The following is a 17,215-nucleotide window of genomic DNA, read 5'->3' on the forward strand; positions in this document are numbered from 1 at the left end:
ATTAATACTTTTATTAATCTTTCTTAAAAAAATTCTACGCCCGCCTTGAATAAGTTTTGTATTTCAATATCAGCAACGTTCTTAAATGTATCTGTTTCAACTCTTTCTGAGTGAGCCATCTTGCCAAGTATCTTTCCATCTGGTGATAGCATTGACTCGATGTCAAAGTTTGATCCATTCGGGTTGTCTATATATTCAAAAGCTAATTGAGCGTTATCGCTAAGTTTTTCGTAAAGATCCTTGTTGATTAATAATCTTCCTTCGCCATGTGAGATAGGTACTCTATAAGTCTTGTCCTTATCGATGTATTTAAGCCATGGTGATGATGTTGTTAGAGCCTTAGTCTTAACGATTCTTGCAATGTGTCTAGATATGTTGTTATATGTTAATGTTGGATCGTCTTCATCAATGTCTTTAATCTTGCCATATGGTAGTAGTCCAGTCTTGATTAATGCTTGGAAGCCGTTACAAATACCTAGTATCAAGCCATCATTTTCTTCAAGAAGATACTCTACAGCTTCTTTTACCTTTGGATTTCTTAATACATTAGCAATGAATTTACCTGATCCGTCTGGTTCGTCAGATAATGAGAAGCCGCCTGGAATAAATAAAATTTGACTTTCTTTAATCTTATTTGCTAAATCATCGATTGACTTGTCAATGTGTTCGTTATCTAAGTTATTGAATACAAATACATCAACCTTAGCCCCTTCTTTTTCAAAAGCATATTTTGAATCAAATTCAGAGTTTGTTCCTGGGAATACTGGTATTATAACCTTAACTTCATCAACTGGCTTCTTTGATTTAGCTCTGAATTCTTTTTCAGTAAATTTATTTTTACTCTTAGCTACTCTTTTTTCTTCGCCAAATATTTCTAGTAATGGTTTTTCATAAGCTTCTTTATATTCTTCAAGGTCTAAACGTCTACCATTGATAATGATGCTTGCGTCTGTATTAGTTGTACCAAGGTATTCAATGCCTGGAAGGTCTTCAGTGTATTCAACGATATATGAACCATATAACTCTTTGAACATGATGTCAGCGTCCATGTTGATGTTAAAGCCGATATCGTTACCAAAGGCCATCTTCATAAGAAGAGGAAGAGTTGTATCTCTATTGATTGCAATTGCACTTCTAACTTTCTTTCTTGAGATTAAGCTAACAAGCTCAACACTGTTCTTCTTAAATTCATTTAAATCAAGTGTGTTGTCATCGTTAATAGTTGTTCTTATTAAACCAAGCTTCATATTGCCCTTAAGTTCAGGTGTTACGACGTCTTCTATGTTCATAGATGTTACTGCAAACGAAATCAATGTTGGTGGTACGTTTAAATCATTAAATGTTCCGCTCATTGAGTCCTTTCCACCAATTGATGGGATTTGTAAATCGTTACAGATCTTAAATGCGCCAAGCAATGCCTCGAATGGTTTTGACCACTTATATGGGTCGTCGTTTAATTTTTCAAAGTACTCTTGGAATGTTAATCTTGCTTTGAATGGGCTTGCTCCATGTGAAGCAATTTTCGAAAGTGATTCAACTACTGCATAGTAAGCTCCGAAGAATGGGCTCTTTTCTGATAGATATGGATCAAAGCCATATGTCATAATGCTCGCTGTTGATGATTCTCCTTGAGTTGTTGGTATTCTTGCTATCATAGCTTGTTCTGGTGATAATTGGTTCTTGCCGCCTAATGGTTGAACGATGCTGCCTCTACCAACTGATGAGTCGAATCTTTCTATAAGTGATTTTTTAGAAGCGACATTGATGTCTTCTAGTCTCTTCTTTAGTTCTACTGTAAAATCATCTGCCAAATCTTCGTTAAATAGTTCTACTTCTTCTGGCTTAAAGATAACATCTTGTTTTCTTGGCGCGCCAGTTGAGTTTAAGAACTCTCTCTTTAAATTACATACTTCTATGTCATTATACATCATGATAAGTCTTTCAGAATCAGTAACTTCGGCAACTATTGTTGCTTCAAGATTTTCAGAATTTGCATATTCTTTAAACTTTTCATAATTTTCTTTAGCAATGACTACAGCCATTCTCTCTTGTGATTCTGATATAGCTATCTCCATAGGGCTTAGTCCTTGATACTTTAGTGGCACCTTGTCTAAGTGTATTAATAATGAATCTGCTAATTCACCTATAGCAACGCTGACTCCGCCTGCGCCAAAGTCATTACATCTCTTTATCATTTTAGCTAATTCAGGTATTCTAAATAGCCTTTGTATCTTTCTCTCTGTTGGTGCATTGCCCTTTTGTACTTCAGCAGCTGAGTCTTCAACTGATTTGTCTGTTTGTATCTTAGAGCTTCCTGTTGCTCCTCCAATGCCGTCTCTACCAGTCTTTCCACCAAGTAAAATGATTATATCGCCATTAGCAGGTACGCCTCTATATACATTTTCCATAGGTGCTGCAGCAATAACTGCACCTACTTCCATCCTCTTTGCTTTGTATCCTGGATGGTAAACTTCGTCAACATAGCCTGTTGCTAAGCCTATTTGATTACCGTATGAAGAGTATCCTCTAGCTGCGTCTAAAACTATCTTTCTTTGAGGAAGCTTTCCTTCAAGTGTATCGTCAATAGCTTCTCTAGGGTCTGATGCTCCTGTTATTCTCATAGCTTGGTAAACATAGCTTCTTCCTGATAGCGGGTCTCTTATAGCTCCGCCAAGACATGTTTGAGCGCCACCGAATGGTTCTATCTCAGTTGGGTGATTGTGTGTTTCATTCTTAAACATTAGTAGGTAGTCTCTAAGTCTTCCGTCTACGCTAACCTTAATCTTAACCGAGCAAGCGTTTATCTCTTCACTTACTTCTAAATCGCTAAGTTTACCTAAGCTTCTTAGCTTCTTAGTAACTATTGTAGCTAGGTCCATAAGTGTAAGATCTTTCTTCGAGAATTGTTTTCTCGCCTTTAAGTATTCATTAAGTGTATTTCTAATTACTTCGATGAATTCACTTTCGCCTTCGAAATTAATATTTGTTAATTGTGTATTAAATGTAGTGTGTCTGCAGTGGTCTGACCAATATGTGTCGATTAACTTAAGCTCTGTTTGACTTGGATCTCTATCTTCTTTTATAAAGTAGTCTTGGAAAACTTTTAAGTCTTCTTTAGACATAGCAAGTGCTTCCTTATCGTGAAAGTCCTTTAGTCCTTCGTCATCAAGTTTAATAAAGCCGTCATAAACTATAGACTCGATCTTAGTGTCAACACTTTCCTTAAGTGTTGTTGGTATACCAATCAATACGCCTTCTGCTTGGTCAACTGTATTTATAAGATGTTTTTTAATCTTTTTAATATCTTCTTCGCTTACATCGCCTTTAATCTCATATACTTTTTCACATCTTGCTAAAACTTCATCCTTGCCAAGAGTAACCTTAATTGTATCCTTCAAGCCTTGTTCCCTTTGATCAAATTGGCCCTTTTTGTATCTAACAACAAAGGCATTCTTCAAATTCTTTTCCATTTCTAAAGCATTGTCCGCTAAATAAATATTATCTACCGGTTTTTCGCATAAAATGGTATTCGATATCTTATTAATTTCTTCATCAGAAAGTAATTCAATATCGTATCTGTTATAAACTTTGATTGAGTCGATATTTATCTTAAGAAATTCTTTAATCTCTTGTGTTAAACCGTTTGACTCCGCATCAAATTCATCTTTTTTACAAACATAAACTCTCTTAACCACTGGACCAATATCCCTCCTATAATGCATTTTATCAAATGAAATCTTTTGGATCTCATCATAAACTTTCTTATATGCTTCTTCAAATGTATCGGCTTTAGAAAGTATATTTAATACCCTGCCGCCATTAGTAAGTAGCTTTGCGCCATCAGCCTTAACGCCTGCGTAATTAATTTTAACGCCTTCTGATAATTTATCCAAGCCTTTTATTTCATAGCCTTTGTCATACTTTGCTGGATAGCCACCAGATGCTAATACAACGTTAACTATCTTTTTATCATTTACTTCTAATTTATAATCATCAAGCTTTGCTTCGCTTGTCTTGATAAGCGCATCCAATAAAGATGAGTCAATTCTTTCTAAGATAACTTCAGTTTCAGGATCGCCGAACCTAGTGTTAAACTCTAAAACTTTTATTCCGTCTGAGTTTATCATAAGTCCTGCGAATAAAATCCCTCTATAGTCAATGCCTTCAGCTTCAAGACCTTTTATGAATGGCTTTACAAGCTCTTCCTCTATGTCCTTTAAATATGGTAGTGCCATAAGGTTTGGTGAGTATGAGCCCATGCCGCCTGTATTTTCACCAGTTTCGCCTTCAAAAACCTTTTTATGGTCCTTAGCACTTGGTAGCATTATATACTCTCCATTTGATATAAGCACGTGAACAGATGTCTCAAAGCCATCGATATATTCTTCGACTATGATCTTATCATCACCAAATTTTTTATCTAAGAGTAGTTCATTAAGCGCTTCATCTATTCCTTTCTCACTTGAAGCTATGATGACGCCCTTGCCTTGAGCAAGTCCATCATACTTAAGTACTACTTTATTTACCTTTGATGCATTAAGTAAGTCACAAGCGTATCTCTTTGCTTCGTCAATGCTATCAGTCTCAAGGTACTTAGCTGTATCTATATGATACTTCTCCATGAACTTCTTTGAAAATGCTTTGCTCTTCTCAAATATTGCTGCTTCTTTCTTTGGTCCGAAGATCTTAAGTCCCTCTGCCTCGAACTTATCGACAATGCCATAGCATAGCGGGTCTTCTGGTCCAACTATAGTGTAGTCAATAGCATTATCCTCAGCATAAGCAATTAACTTATCAAAATCCATAACTTTTATGTCAATATTTTTGAATTCGCTCTCAGTCTTGCCATTACCAGGTGCAAAGACAATCTCTACTGAGCTGTCTTGTTCTTTAATTTTTGAAGCGATAGCGTACTCACGACCGCCACTACCTATAATTAATATCTTCATAGCTAACTCCTTATATTTGTACAAAGCCAACTTTTTTCATTACTTTTCTTAGAGTCTTATTAGCAAGGTATCTCGCTTTATCTCTACCTTCTGCCATAAGCTTTTCTAGTCCCTCTTTATCTTGAATAACTTCATTAAAATTATATTGAAAGTCTTTTAAATCTTCATATATGATATCTGCTAAATCTTCTTTGAACTCTTTATATCCAAGTGAATCATACTTCTTTACTATATCTTCAGGACTGATGCCTGTAAATGAACAGTATATATTTATAAGATTATATAAACCAGCTCTATTTGGGTCATAAGCAAAGTTTGGCTCGCTATCTGTAACAGCCCTTCTAATCTTTGAGTAAATTCTGTCTTTGCTGTCCATGATATAGATGAAGCTGTTTTGATCTTCGTCTGACTTACTCATCTTTTTACTTGGATCTTGTAGTGACATGATTCTCTTGCCTGTCTTGGCAATGTACGCTTCAGGCACTTTAAATGTATCTGAGTACTTGCTGTTAAATCTTATTGCTAAGTCTCTTGCTAACTCCATGTGCTGAGTTTGATCTTCGCCTACTGGTACTAAATCTGTTTGATATAAAAGTATGTCACCAGCCATTAGTACTGGATATGTTAATAGACCTGCGTTACAGTTTTCTGGAGACTTTTTGGACTTGTCTTTATACTGAGTCATTCTATTAAGCTGACCAATATAGGCAATTGTATCAAGTATCCAGCCAAGCATAGCGTGTTCAGGTACATGTGATTGAACGAATAAAACGCTTTTTTCTGGATCAACACCACTCACTAACATCATCGCAAATATCTCATAGGTCTTCTTCCTTAATTCCTTTGGTACCTTTGGTACTGTGATGCTATGAAGGTCAGCAACTGCATATAAACAATTGTAATCATCTTGTAGTTTAGCTAAATTCTTTAAAGCTCCTAGGTAATTACCTATGGTTAAATCACCTGAGGGCTGTATAGCGCTAAAAGCTGTTTTTTTATCCATTGTATATCTCCTTTATTACTTACTAAATATCGCCACTAAATGTGTCTCCGTCTTGAATTGTGCCTTTTTCAAAGCCTTTCTTGAACCACTCCATCCTTTGTTCACTCGTGCCGTGTGTAAAGCTATCTGGAACTACTCTTCCTTGATACTTTTCTTGAAGTGTATCGTCTCCGATCTTTGATGCGGCATTCATTGCTTCTTCAAAGTCTCCTTCTTCTAAGATGTCTCTATCTTGTATGTGCTTTGCGAATACTCCTGCGAAGTAGTCTGCTTGTAATTCAAGCATAACAGAGTATTTATTATATTCTTTTTCAGATACCTTTCCTTGTAATGAATGAACTTTATCTAAGATACCTAATTGTTTTTGTACGTGATGACCAACTTCATGAGCTAATACATAGGCCATGGCAAAATCACCCTTTGCTCCAAACTCATTCTTAAGCTGATCAAAGAAAGACAAATCTATATAGATGTCCTTATCCACTGAACAATAGAAAGGACCCATTTGTTCTGATGCAAAGCCGCAGCCAGAATTTATGCTGCCTGTAAATAGATTTAATTGTGGTTCTTCGTATTTTAAGCCATTCTCTTCAAATATTTCATGCCAAACATCTTCAGTGTCCTTTAAGACGACCGAGATAAATTGTTTGTACTCCTCTTCTCTTTCACTTGTAATTGGTGTGCCTTGGCCGTTTTGTATGCCTGCGCCAGGACCGCTTGGTCCGCCTACTAGGCCTCTACCAAAAACTAAGTATAGTACTAAAAGCAGTATCATGCCTCCAGTTCCCATCTTGAAGCCGCCAAAGTTTGGCATGCCGCCTCCGCCTGATTGACCTCTTCTATCATTTACGTTTGACGATCCTTCTCTACCTCTCCACTTCATTTCATCATCCCCTAAATATTTTTAATAATTTCTTCGACTTTACTTACTACTAAGTCTTCATCAACGCCTTTAATATTTTTATTTTCCATAATTATCTTACCGTTGATTATAGTTGTATCAACTTCACTTCCGTTCATTGAGTAAACCATAGCGCTAATCAAATTATTTTGTGGTTTTAAATTTGTATTATCTAAATCAATTAGAATTAAATCTGCTAGTGATCCTTCGCTTATATTTACATCTTCATCAAATATATATTTATATGGATTAATAGTCGCGAGCTTAAGTACTTCTCCCGCACTCATCACCTTTGGATCAAGTGAACGAGCCTTAGCAGCAAGTGATACTGCTCTCATCTCAGTAAACATGTTTTGCATATTATTTGAACTAGCTCCGTCAGTACCTATAGATAGCTTATCACCGCGCACAAACATATTCTTTATATCTGCTATGCCGCTTGCTAGCTTCATATTTGATGATACATTTAAACTTACTAGTGCATTGCTTTTTGCTATGATGTCCATATCTTCTTCAGATAGATGAACGCAGTGAGCAAGTATTGTCTTTTGATCAAACATGCCGAGCTCCTTAAATATTTTTATTGGGCTCTTCTTATACTCTTTATATGAGTTATTTACTTCAGTTAAAGTTTCATTCGCATGTGTATGAATGATTAAGTCTAGTTCTTTCGCTAGGTCTATGCAGCTCTTTAAGTAATCAAGTCCAGTTGTGTATATAGCGTGAGGCGCAATAGCTAGCCTTAGCAAACCATCCTTTTGATGGTATTTTTCATACATATCACGTATATTTGCTTCTCTCTCTTTATTAAAAGCATCATTTGTCATGCCTCTAGCAATAAGGCCTCTCATACCCACTTCACTAGCTGCGTCAAAAACCCTTTCACAGAACATATACATATCATTAAAGGCTGTTGTACCAGTCTTAACTAGCTCTATAAATGTCAATAGACTTGCCCAATAAATATCTTCAGCTGTAAGTTTTGACTCAAGGGGCCAAATTTTGTTTTGTAGCCAATCCATTAGCTCCATATCATCAGCGTAGTTCCTAAATACGCTCATGGCTACGTGGTTATGCGTGTTAAATAGGCCTGGCATAAGTAATTTATCACTACCGTCAATAGTATAGGCACCAGCTTCGTCAATCTTATCAGCAATTCTTTTTACTCTATTGCCATCAATTAACACATCACATGGGCCATTAATGATTGATTTATCTACGTCAATATACTTAACATTTTTAATTAATATCATCTTAACCTCCTATAGATACGTGAAATTCTCTTTTGTATAAACAACTAGTGGCACTATGACTAGGCATGCTGTGATGCTTAGTAGTGATGCTACTAGATTAACTTTTATGATTCTACCTATATTGTATATATTTGCTGCATTTGCAATTAAAAGTGCAATTATATAGCTAAACATCTTCGATATAAGTATTGAGACAAAAAGCGAGAATATATATGATATATTAAACTTCTTGTGGCTTATGTAGCCTATAGCAAAGCCAAATACTACTTCAATTGCTAGCATAAGCGTTCTTATATCTGCGTTTAAGCTCTTTCTATATAATAAGTTTAGTATAAATATCAAAATTACGCTTGGTATAGAAAATTTTATATCTAGTGTAAATACAGCTATGTAAGTAAATAGCAGTATTGCTAAGTACTCATTAAAGCCTTTGTCTAGCTTTATTAAAGCAAAGTTCATCGCTAGGCTCAAAGCTATCAGTATAAAAGCTAAAATTATATCTATAGCATTATCTTTAATAAATTTCATTATGATCTTTCCTTAGTTCATTTATATTTTTCGTTGTAATATTTTTTCTTTCGATATTAAATTCTTTTATCAGCTCTTCAAGTTTTTCATCATTCTTTACTTCAATTTCAAGATAAGGCACATCAAAAGTTTCTTTGTCATATTCATCAAAATCAAAGCGAGCGTCCTTATATAGATATGAATCTCTCTCCTTATAATCCACTTTTTCAGGAATAATTCCAAGCATTTCGAAAATTTCTAGTATTGCATCCTTATCTTTAACTTCACTCGTAATCTCTTTTGAGTTACGTAGCCCGCCGCTGTCCTTTCCTCTTATCTTATATGTCAAGTAAAAAGTTTTCCTATCATCTTTATCCACTTCTCTAAGTCTTAATAGAGATTTTAATAAATTTGTCTTAGCGTCTATATCGCATTTCAATATATAATTCACTTGCTTCTCTTCACCTAAGTGCTCTGCTCCCTTTGATAGAAGCTCCTCTTTAAGCGCGTCTAAGTCAAGATTAAAAACTTTTACTTCTTTTTCTCTCTCTATCATTATTTTATAACAAGACTTGCTAATTTTTCATCTATGATTACAGTAACATCTGGATGTAAATTTAATAGTGATACTGGTACCTTAGATGATATCTTTTTAGAATTTAATAAATAATCTATTGCAAAGCTCTTTTGAGTGCCGCTTGCAATTAAAACAATTTTTTTCGCTTTAAATATAGAGCCAACCCCCATAGTGATAGCAAATTTTGGCACGTCATCTATATCATCAAAGAATCTTGAGTTAGCGACCCTTGTTGACTCAGATAGCTCTTGCACATATGTTAGCGAGCTTAAATCGTCGCCTGGCTCGTTAAAACCTATGTGGCCGTTTTTGCCAACGCCTAGCACTTGTAAATCAATCTCATAATGAGAAAGACTTTCTTCGTACTCCTTAGCCGCTTTTTCTAAGTCAGCTCCCTCAGCGTGTGGTATATGTGTATTTCTCTTATCTATGTTAATATGATTAAATAAATTCTCATTCATAAAGTAATAATAACTTGCTGGATGGTCCTTACTTAAACCAACGTATTCATCAAGGTTAAATGTAATTACATCCTTAAAATCAATAGCGCCATCATTATTAGCCTTGATAAGCTCTTTATACATGCCAATAGGGCTTGATCCTGTTGCCAAACCTAATACACTGTCATGCTTTTCTTGAATTTGTTTAATAAATATTTGAGCTGCTTCCTTGCTCATCTCGTCATAATCTTTGCAAACTATAACCTTCATACTAACACCTCTCTATTAATTTAAGTTTAAAATTTAAGTAATCGCTTGAGACTAATGAATAATCTATGCCATCAATCAAGCCTTCTCTTCTAAATCTATGGCCAGCTGCGTGCAAGTGACCATAAACACATTTGTATACACCATGCTCTTTCATAAGCTCATGGAATTGATTAGCTTTTAAGTCCATGTTAAATGGCGGGTAGTGAAGCATAACTATAATCTTCTTATCCTTATCAGCCTTTTCAAGTGATAATGATAGTCTAATTAGCTCTCGAGCCGTTATCTTCTTGTCATTTTCTTCGTCATACTTGTCATTGTCCTCTTGCATCCAGCCTCTTGTTGCGCAGATAGCGTAGTCCTTATACGTGTATGAGTCATTTTGCATGAAGTAAATGGATTTAAAGCCAAAGCCATTCATCTTGGATATGCTTGTCCACCAATAATCATGATTGCCCTTGCTAATAAGTTTCTTGCCTGGCAATTCGTCTATAAATTTTAAATCGTCTATAGCTTCACTAAACCTCATCGCCCAGGATATATCACCAGGCAACAAGACCAAATCGTCGTCCTTAACCTTCTCTAGCCAGCTCGTCTTAATCTTCTTGTCGTGATCTTGCCAGTTACCTCCAAAGACGCCCATAGGTTTTAAGTCTGTCGAATCTAAATGTAAATCGCCTATAGCATAAATCATTTTTTCACCTCTATAACTGTATATAATTATAACACAGATTAAGCTCTGAGAGAACACTTTTTTCGACTTTACTGCTCGTAAATAATAATACTTGCTTTTCTTTTGCTAAGAAAGTAAATACTTTTAGTGCAGCTGCCATACGCTCTTCGTCAAAAAAGGCAAGGTTCTCGTCAAAGACAAGTGCTAAATCGATATCCAAGACTTCTACTAGTGCAAGCCTTAAACTAAGGTAGGACATTGATAAGACCTGCCTACTAAGCTTTTCCTCCTCATATACAAGGCTAGTTCGTTTGTCTCTTAGCATTATGGTAAAGCTTTCATCAAGCAAGAAGAAATTATATTTATTATCAGAAAACATTTCTAAGTATTTATTTGCCGCGGCAATAATCTTCGGCATATAGCTAGTATTGATCTCAGTAATAAGGCTAGAAATGATTTCGCTAGCAGCGCTTAAAGCCTTTCTCCTTCTTTCCAGCTCCGCAAATCTTGCATCGAGTGCGTCGCGTCTTAAGCCAAGTTCGTATGCCCTCTCCATAAGTCTGTCGTTATAATTAAGTTTTGTCTCAAGTGAATTTAGCTCTAAATCGATTTTAGTGATTTCATCATCAGCCATGCTTATGGAGTAGCCCTTGTACTTATCATAGGCCGCCTCATCTGTTTTTGCTAAATAATCAAGGACCTTCTCTTCACTAAGCTCATCAAAGTTCTTTTCGCTGTATGTCTTTAAAAACTCGTCAAAGCTATGCAAATAGTTTTGGCTCATCTCGCTCGACCTCTCATTATTGTATTCACTAATGAAGTCTTCGTCACTTGCTATATTATATTTATCTAGGATGGCATTTTTATCAGCTATAAGCTTTTTACTAGCTTCATCACTCGTCTTAGGCTTAGTAAAAATGAATGTTATAGCGAAAACTATAGCCGCAGCACAAGCGCTATATAAAGCAATTTTACTTGTCTTGACAAAATAATAAATCAAGGCAAAAATGCTAAGCAAAGCAAAAATGTACGATATGTTTCTTAAGCTACGTCTTCTAGCCTCACTAGAGTTTTTCGTTTCAAGTCTATTTTTTATATCATTAAAGGCTTCGTAGTCATCACTAGTAATATTCTTATTCTTATTTAAAAAATCCTTCTTCTTTTCTTTTAGCTCTTCTATCTTTAATAAATTTTCCTTTTTATAATATTCTTTCGCCTTATTGTACTCTGCTAAAAAGTCTTTCTTCTTTAAAATCAAATTTTCTTTATTTTTATTTAGCTCGTCTTTTTTATTAAGCATGGACATTGTGTCTTCAAGCGATGCTTCTAGCCCAGATATATCCCTATCTAGACTTGCTATCTCTTTCTTAAGACTGTATAGCTCCTTGGTCTTAGCATTCTCTGTTCCAATCATTGCAATTTCATAATCAATACTGTTCTTCGCTTCACTTAAATTATATTCGCCCTCATCATTTGTCTTAAGCTTTAGTAAAAGCTCTTTAATATCGTCAAAGTCATCAAAGTATATGTCTTTTGATTGGCTTATGTAGGTGCTCGCATTAAAGACATTGCGTGAAAGGCCTAAAATAATCTCGCCTATTGATTTATTACTTATAGAGTTTTCTCTCTTAATCTCGTCAGTGATGTCAAGACCATTTTTGCTGACAAAGTAAGTATCATTTAAAAAATCTCTGTATATTTCATAAGTAAAGCCATTATTTTCGAAAGACATCCTGCCACTATACTCATTTTTGTTTATAGGCTTGTAGCTGAGATAGTCCTTTATCTTGATCTTTCTCTTAGTATTCGCCTTGTTCACGCCAAAGAGCATAAAAGAGATAAAGGCATGTATAGTAGACTTGCCGCTCTCATTAAGCCCATAGATAAGGTTGAATGAGTCGTCAAAGTCAAGGTGATAATTATTAAATTTCCCAAAATTAATTAAATCGAGGCTTTTAATCTTCATAGTAGTGCTCCCTACTTTGCATTGCCTTAAGCGCGATATTTATCGCATCTTGTCTTATTTCATCTGGATAGCCTTCTGCCTTTGCAAGTATTTTTTCATAAATATCAGTTGAGATACTTAAACTTTCTTCTAAATTATTAATTACTTCTAAGTAATAAAATTTATCTTTAACTAGGCTAATGATTCTATTGATATTTAAATCCTTATTAATGCTTCCTTTTAAGATGATTCTATAGAAATTCTCATCCTTATCATTAAGCTTTTCAAATTTATTAATTATATCTTCGAATTCATCATCTTCGTTTATTGCTAGCTCTTTAATAATAAATTCTCTTAGAGCAAATGGCATAAATTTTACGCTGCCACTAAGTGTATCGACCTCATAAAAACCATGTTCGGCAAGCTCACCAAAGTCAAGCGGCTCAAGTGAGCCAGGATAGTAGGCATTCTCAGCCACTTTCCCATGCTTATGTATATGACCTAAGGCGATGTAGTCAAAGCCGGATGCTAAAAGAGGCTCTATATCAATCTTGTACTTGCCATCAGCTAGGTCGCCATGAAGGCTTGCGATATTGAATCTATCTTTATCAAGATTTGCTTTTTGGTGAGCAAAGCCATTCTCAATGCTATTGAGCCACGAAGCGCCGTATATTGATACGTTATCAGCTATATCCATGCGTTCAAGGCTATTTGTCTTAAATACGTGAAGATTTTCTGTGAAATTATTAAATAGATAATCATCTGTATAATAATCATGATTACCGCATGAAAGAACGATGTTTCCATAGTAGCTATCGATGATGCTCATCATGTGCTTAGTCTCTGTATATGTAAGCGCATCTCTTTCAAATAGGTCGCCGCTAAGTACAATCAAATCAATTTTATTCTCATTGGCATAATTAATAAGCCTTTCAAACGTTATGAAAAGCTCATTTTTTCTATCCTCAGACCTTGCGCCAAGCGATTTACTTTTATATTTAAAGCCTAGGTGCAGGTCTGCTGCGTGAATAAATTTATTAATAAACATAGCTATACCTAATTAAATCACTTTCAGACATAATCTTTTTTATAAGTGAAAAATCAAAATTCTCGCTGTCTTTTTTATTAAAGATGGAAAAGCTACTTGCTATCTTAAGCGAAGTCTCTAGATCGTACTTCCTCTCAAAGCCTATAGCAAGGCCAAGAAGCGCCATGTTCTTGTCGATCTTTATATAAGGCTTCTTCTCGTAATCAAATAAGTAGTAGCAATCCTTTGTAAATATAATCAAATTGTCATTAAATTTAATAAGAATAATTCTGTCCTTGTCGATGGCCATAAACTTAACGACGCTAATTATGTCATCAAGAGTACTTAGTCTAAGATTAAGTATGTCGCTTAAGTCTTTATAATCCATGGACATGGCGAAGACGTTTGAGTCGATACATAGTTTCATCGTGCTCTTTGAGGCAGATACGAAAAGCTTCTTCATGTATCTATTGGAAACATCTATAAGTCCTTGATAAAAGTCCGGACTAATATTGTTGTCAAATTCCTCCATAAGTAGTGTGACTCTTGTGTCGTAGACGATGTCATCAAATTTATCAACAAAGTTAAGTTCATCGTCTCTAGTGATGCGAGGAGCGTTCTCGATGATTCTCGTAGTTCTTGTATTTTCTCTAATATCAATCACGGCTCTCGGCTCATCCTTAATAGTAATTAAGTAGTAATCAGCTAGGTAGCTCTCTAGGTAGTTTCTATACTTCATAGCTGTATAGCCACCTGCGTATGAAAGAACTTTGTAATCTTCTTTTAAGCTGTGAAAGATTTCACTTGCAAGAAAGTTTGAACCATAGAACGAATCATTAAGTATCTCAGCTGAGTTCTTAGATGCAAGGTAAAGCTTGTCTAAGCCCAAGGCTTTATATCTAATCAAATCAGTGTTTAATAATAAAATCATCTCTCTGCCTCCTCTTCTATTTATATTATACAACATATTCGAAAATATTTCTTCATAAATTGTAAAAAAAGCTTTATTTATACTATTATTTAGTATATAATATATCAGAGGTGATTAATTTGTCAAAAAAATTATTCTCTTTTTTATTGCTCGTCTCTATACTATTGACAAGTATCAATGTATATGCGAGTGAAGTGACAAATCAAGAGGAAGATCCTAATCAAACGGCTAGCTTTGCTTTTAATTATGATCTTGCAATTAAAAATGTTAATATAGTCAACCCAGCGAGGAACGAAATTTTATATAAGTATAACATCGCCATCAGCGGTGGCAAGATTAAACAGATCACCAAGGGCGATGTCAAGGCCAATAGAGTGATAGATGGCGAAGGAGCTATGCTGCTTAGAGAGTTTATCGACATGGACAGCACCAATGTTTCCAGGGAGATTGACTTACTTAAAACTGCTGACGGTATTGGTAAGAGCGTTAGAACTACAACTGCCGATATTGATGCTTGGTCCAAGAGCGTTGAGAGCTCCTTATCAACTATTGACTACTTATCGATTACGGACTCTGAAAGTATTAAAAACGCTGTAATTAAAGAAAATGAGATGAAGTATGACGACGCGGCCATTAAGCAAATAGTTGAGGCTATATTAAAGGAGAAGGAAGCAAAATCTGCTGGCGTTAAAATTTCAATCGAAGAAGCAAATGACCTTAACCTTCTTATCAATACAATCAAAGCGATTGACGACGATAACTTTGTCTACTATATCAAGCTAAGTAAGCTTAAGCATGAGAACATCATTCAAACGATAAATCAAATTTCTGATATTATCAAAGACAGCAATAATAACTTTGTCTTATGCGATATGAATGACTTTGGTGGTCCAGATAAGATCAATGCTATAAATTCTTTGATTGACAAGCATAACGAAGAGAACGAGAATCTTTACTACACATTTAACCCGTTCAAATACATTGTTCTGACAAACTTTAAGGACAATATTGATATTGTTAAAAAATATAATAACAACACGTCAAAGCTTCAGCTTGCGAGCTCAAATAACTTCTACCAAATTCATCAGCACAAAGACATAATCAATACTAAGGAAGATGTTATTATTCATGATGCGCTCAATGACACGGATATAAGCATAATGATAAGGTCAAAGTACTCGCTTATAGCAAGCAACCCAAATCTTGCAAATACATCGACAAGGCTCTACCCTGTCAATGTAAATTCATTTTTAGAATACATTAGACTGGCAAATGGCTTAGGCATAGACAGTATAGAGATTGCGAGAAAGCTAACGTATCTGCCATACAAGGTACTTAATTTGGATAGATATATGAACGCATCTACCATTGAAGTGGGTCAAAACGCTTCGTTCTTAACTATCAATTCGAAAAACATCGGCATCAACTCAAATATTCAGAACGTTAAGCCAAGCTTGGGCGTAAAATATCTTGTTCATAATGGCATAGTTACCTTTAACCATAATCAATACAATCAAAATGGAGCTAGATCCTTTATTATTAATAATCTAGAAAGAAATGACGATGTTAAGAAATTTGATATCACTTATGAAACAGAAGTCTCAAAAAGCACTGCTCTTGAGCACGCCTACATCATTGATGGCATTAAGTATATAAGCTTAGAAGAACTAATAGAGCCACTAAACCTTGTTTATAATAATGAAGCTAACGGCAAGTATACTATAGGCAATCTTATCAACGTCGAGCTTGGTACTAGTGATGCAAGCCTAGGCGCCGAAAAAGTTCATCTTACAAAGGAAGTAATTACTTATAACGACTCGCTTATAATTCCACTAGAAGATTTAAGTAAATTGTTTCAAAACTATTTTAAATGTGAAGTAAGTGAAGATCACATAAGCATAAAGTCAAGCAATAACTCAAAGATGCTTGACACAAATGATTCAGTCGAAAAGAAAGAAAGCACACCGCTGATAATAAAATCAAGCTACATAATCATGTCATATATATTTTCAGCCTTGGTTGTAGCCTTCTTATTAAATACATTAAAGAAGAAAAAGAGGAGAAAAAATGGAAAACTATAATTTAAAATCTATTTTAGGACCGATAATGATAGGCCCATCAAGCTCACACACTGCAGGAGCTGCAAGACTTGGAAGGATAGCAATGAAGCTAGCACCAAAGGGTTTCAACAAAGTATCTTTTTACTTACACGGCTCTTTTAGAGAAACATACATGGGTCACGGCACTGATAAAGCGCTACTAGCTGGGGTTATGGACTTCTTCCCTGACAGCGAAGAGATCAAAAACTCATTTGAAATTGCTGATGAAAGAGGACTTGAGTACGAATTTATCAAATCAGACCTTGGCTACGTTCATCCAAATACTGTTAAGATGGTCTTTCACTACGATGATCAAGAAGATTTCTACGTTCAAGGCAGCTCTATAGGCGGAGGCAGTATACTTATAAAAGATATCAATGGCGCTGACGTTGAATTCTCTGGCGAAAAACCTACTTTAGTAGCTAAGTACATTGATAAGAAAGGAATACTATCAAGAATAACTGCAACATTTGCAATATCTGGCATGAATATCGCCGATATGCATGTAGACAGAACTGGTAAAGTCGCTACACTTATATGCGAGCTTGACTCTGACTTTGATGATGCAACTATTAAAGACATTGGAAGGATAGATGACTTCTTATTCGTTAAGTATTTAAACCCTGTTAAGGAGGATAACTAA

Annotated in this window: 13 protein-coding genes and 1 pseudogene; 2 read left to right on the forward strand and 12 right to left on the reverse strand. The window is 35.2% G+C overall.

The features are described 5' to 3' along the window. Positions 1–23 precede the first annotated feature (23 nt). The 12 genes and pseudogenes from BN3004_RS07035 to BN3004_RS07085 all read right to left on the reverse strand — a co-directional run bounded on the left by BN3004_RS07035 (position 24) and on the right by BN3004_RS07085 (position 14,473). Positions 24–3,722, reverse strand: coding sequence for a phosphoribosylformylglycinamidine synthase (locus tag BN3004_RS07035; protein WP_349267127.1), 3,699 nt, complete (start codon positions 3,720–3,722; stop codon positions 24–26). After that, positions 3,711–4,949 (reverse strand): annotated as a pseudogene (purD, locus tag BN3004_RS08635) (phosphoribosylamine--glycine ligase); the annotation flags it as partial. The pseudogene purD and the gene BN3004_RS07035, both read right to left, overlap by 12 nt. A gap of 10 nt (positions 4,950–4,959) precedes the next feature. Next, the gene (gene trpS / locus BN3004_RS07040; RefSeq protein ID WP_058260485.1) at positions 4,960–5,952 is read right to left on the reverse strand and encodes a tryptophan--tRNA ligase; all 993 of its coding nucleotides are present in this window, start codon (positions 5,950–5,952) and stop codon (positions 4,960–4,962) included. Positions 5,953–5,974: 22 nt separating this feature from the next. Then, positions 5,975–6,835 carry a KPN_02809 family neutral zinc metallopeptidase gene (gene ypfJ, locus BN3004_RS07045; RefSeq protein ID WP_058260486.1) on the reverse strand — a complete coding sequence of 287 codons (861 nt, stop codon included), beginning with the start codon at positions 6,833–6,835 and terminating at the stop codon, positions 5,975–5,977. 11 nt (positions 6,836–6,846) lie between these two features. Beyond that, complete coding sequence (locus tag BN3004_RS07050) at positions 6,847–8,106, reverse strand: amidohydrolase (RefSeq protein ID WP_058260487.1); 1,260 nt, start codon at positions 8,104–8,106, stop codon at positions 6,847–6,849. Between the two features lie 9 nt (positions 8,107–8,115). Beyond that, the gene (locus BN3004_RS07055; protein WP_058260488.1) at positions 8,116–8,634 is read right to left on the reverse strand and encodes a hypothetical protein; all 519 of its coding nucleotides are present in this window, start codon (positions 8,632–8,634) and stop codon (positions 8,116–8,118) included. Continuing rightward, the gene (locus BN3004_RS07060; protein WP_058260489.1) at positions 8,621–9,169 is read right to left on the reverse strand and encodes a class IV adenylate cyclase; all 549 of its coding nucleotides are present in this window, start codon (positions 9,167–9,169) and stop codon (positions 8,621–8,623) included. Before BN3004_RS07060 ends, BN3004_RS07055 begins: the two co-directional genes overlap by 14 nt. After that, positions 9,169–9,900 (reverse strand): glucosamine-6-phosphate deaminase, encoded by a 732-nt coding sequence (gene nagB, locus BN3004_RS07065; protein WP_058260490.1) that lies wholly within the window; start codon positions 9,898–9,900, stop codon positions 9,169–9,171. Before nagB ends, BN3004_RS07060 begins: the two co-directional genes overlap by 1 nt. A 1-nt stretch (position 9,901) precedes the next feature. Further along, positions 9,902–10,591 (reverse strand): metallophosphoesterase, encoded by a 690-nt coding sequence (locus tag BN3004_RS07070; RefSeq protein WP_058260491.1) that lies wholly within the window; start codon positions 10,589–10,591, stop codon positions 9,902–9,904. 10 nt (positions 10,592–10,601) lie between these two features. Continuing rightward, positions 10,602–12,536, reverse strand: a complete 1,935-nt coding sequence (locus BN3004_RS07075; protein WP_058260492.1) for an ATP-binding protein — start codon at positions 12,534–12,536, stop codon at positions 10,602–10,604. After that, positions 12,526–13,563, reverse strand: coding sequence for a metallophosphoesterase family protein (locus BN3004_RS07080; RefSeq protein ID WP_058260493.1), 1,038 nt, complete (start codon positions 13,561–13,563; stop codon positions 12,526–12,528). Before BN3004_RS07080 ends, BN3004_RS07075 begins: the two co-directional genes overlap by 11 nt. Next, positions 13,553–14,473, reverse strand: a complete 921-nt coding sequence (locus BN3004_RS07085) for a hypothetical protein (protein ID WP_058260494.1) — start codon at positions 14,471–14,473, stop codon at positions 13,553–13,555. Before BN3004_RS07085 ends, BN3004_RS07080 begins: the two co-directional genes overlap by 11 nt. 119 nt (positions 14,474–14,592) lie before the next feature. Between BN3004_RS07085 and BN3004_RS07090 the strand changes: the two genes are divergently transcribed. Further along, positions 14,593–16,554, forward strand: a complete 1,962-nt coding sequence (locus tag BN3004_RS07090) for a hypothetical protein (protein ID WP_058260495.1) — start codon at positions 14,593–14,595, stop codon at positions 16,552–16,554. After that, a complete protein-coding gene (sdaAB, locus tag BN3004_RS07095) occupies positions 16,541–17,215 on the forward strand; it encodes an L-serine ammonia-lyase, iron-sulfur-dependent subunit beta (RefSeq protein ID WP_058260496.1) in 675 nt (224 codons plus the stop codon). The genes BN3004_RS07090 and sdaAB overlap by 14 nt, the downstream gene beginning before the upstream one ends.

The sequence above is a fragment of the Fenollaria timonensis genome (assembly GCF_001457835.1).
Classification (GTDB): domain Bacteria; phylum Bacillota; class Clostridia; order Tissierellales; family Peptoniphilaceae; genus Fenollaria; species Fenollaria timonensis.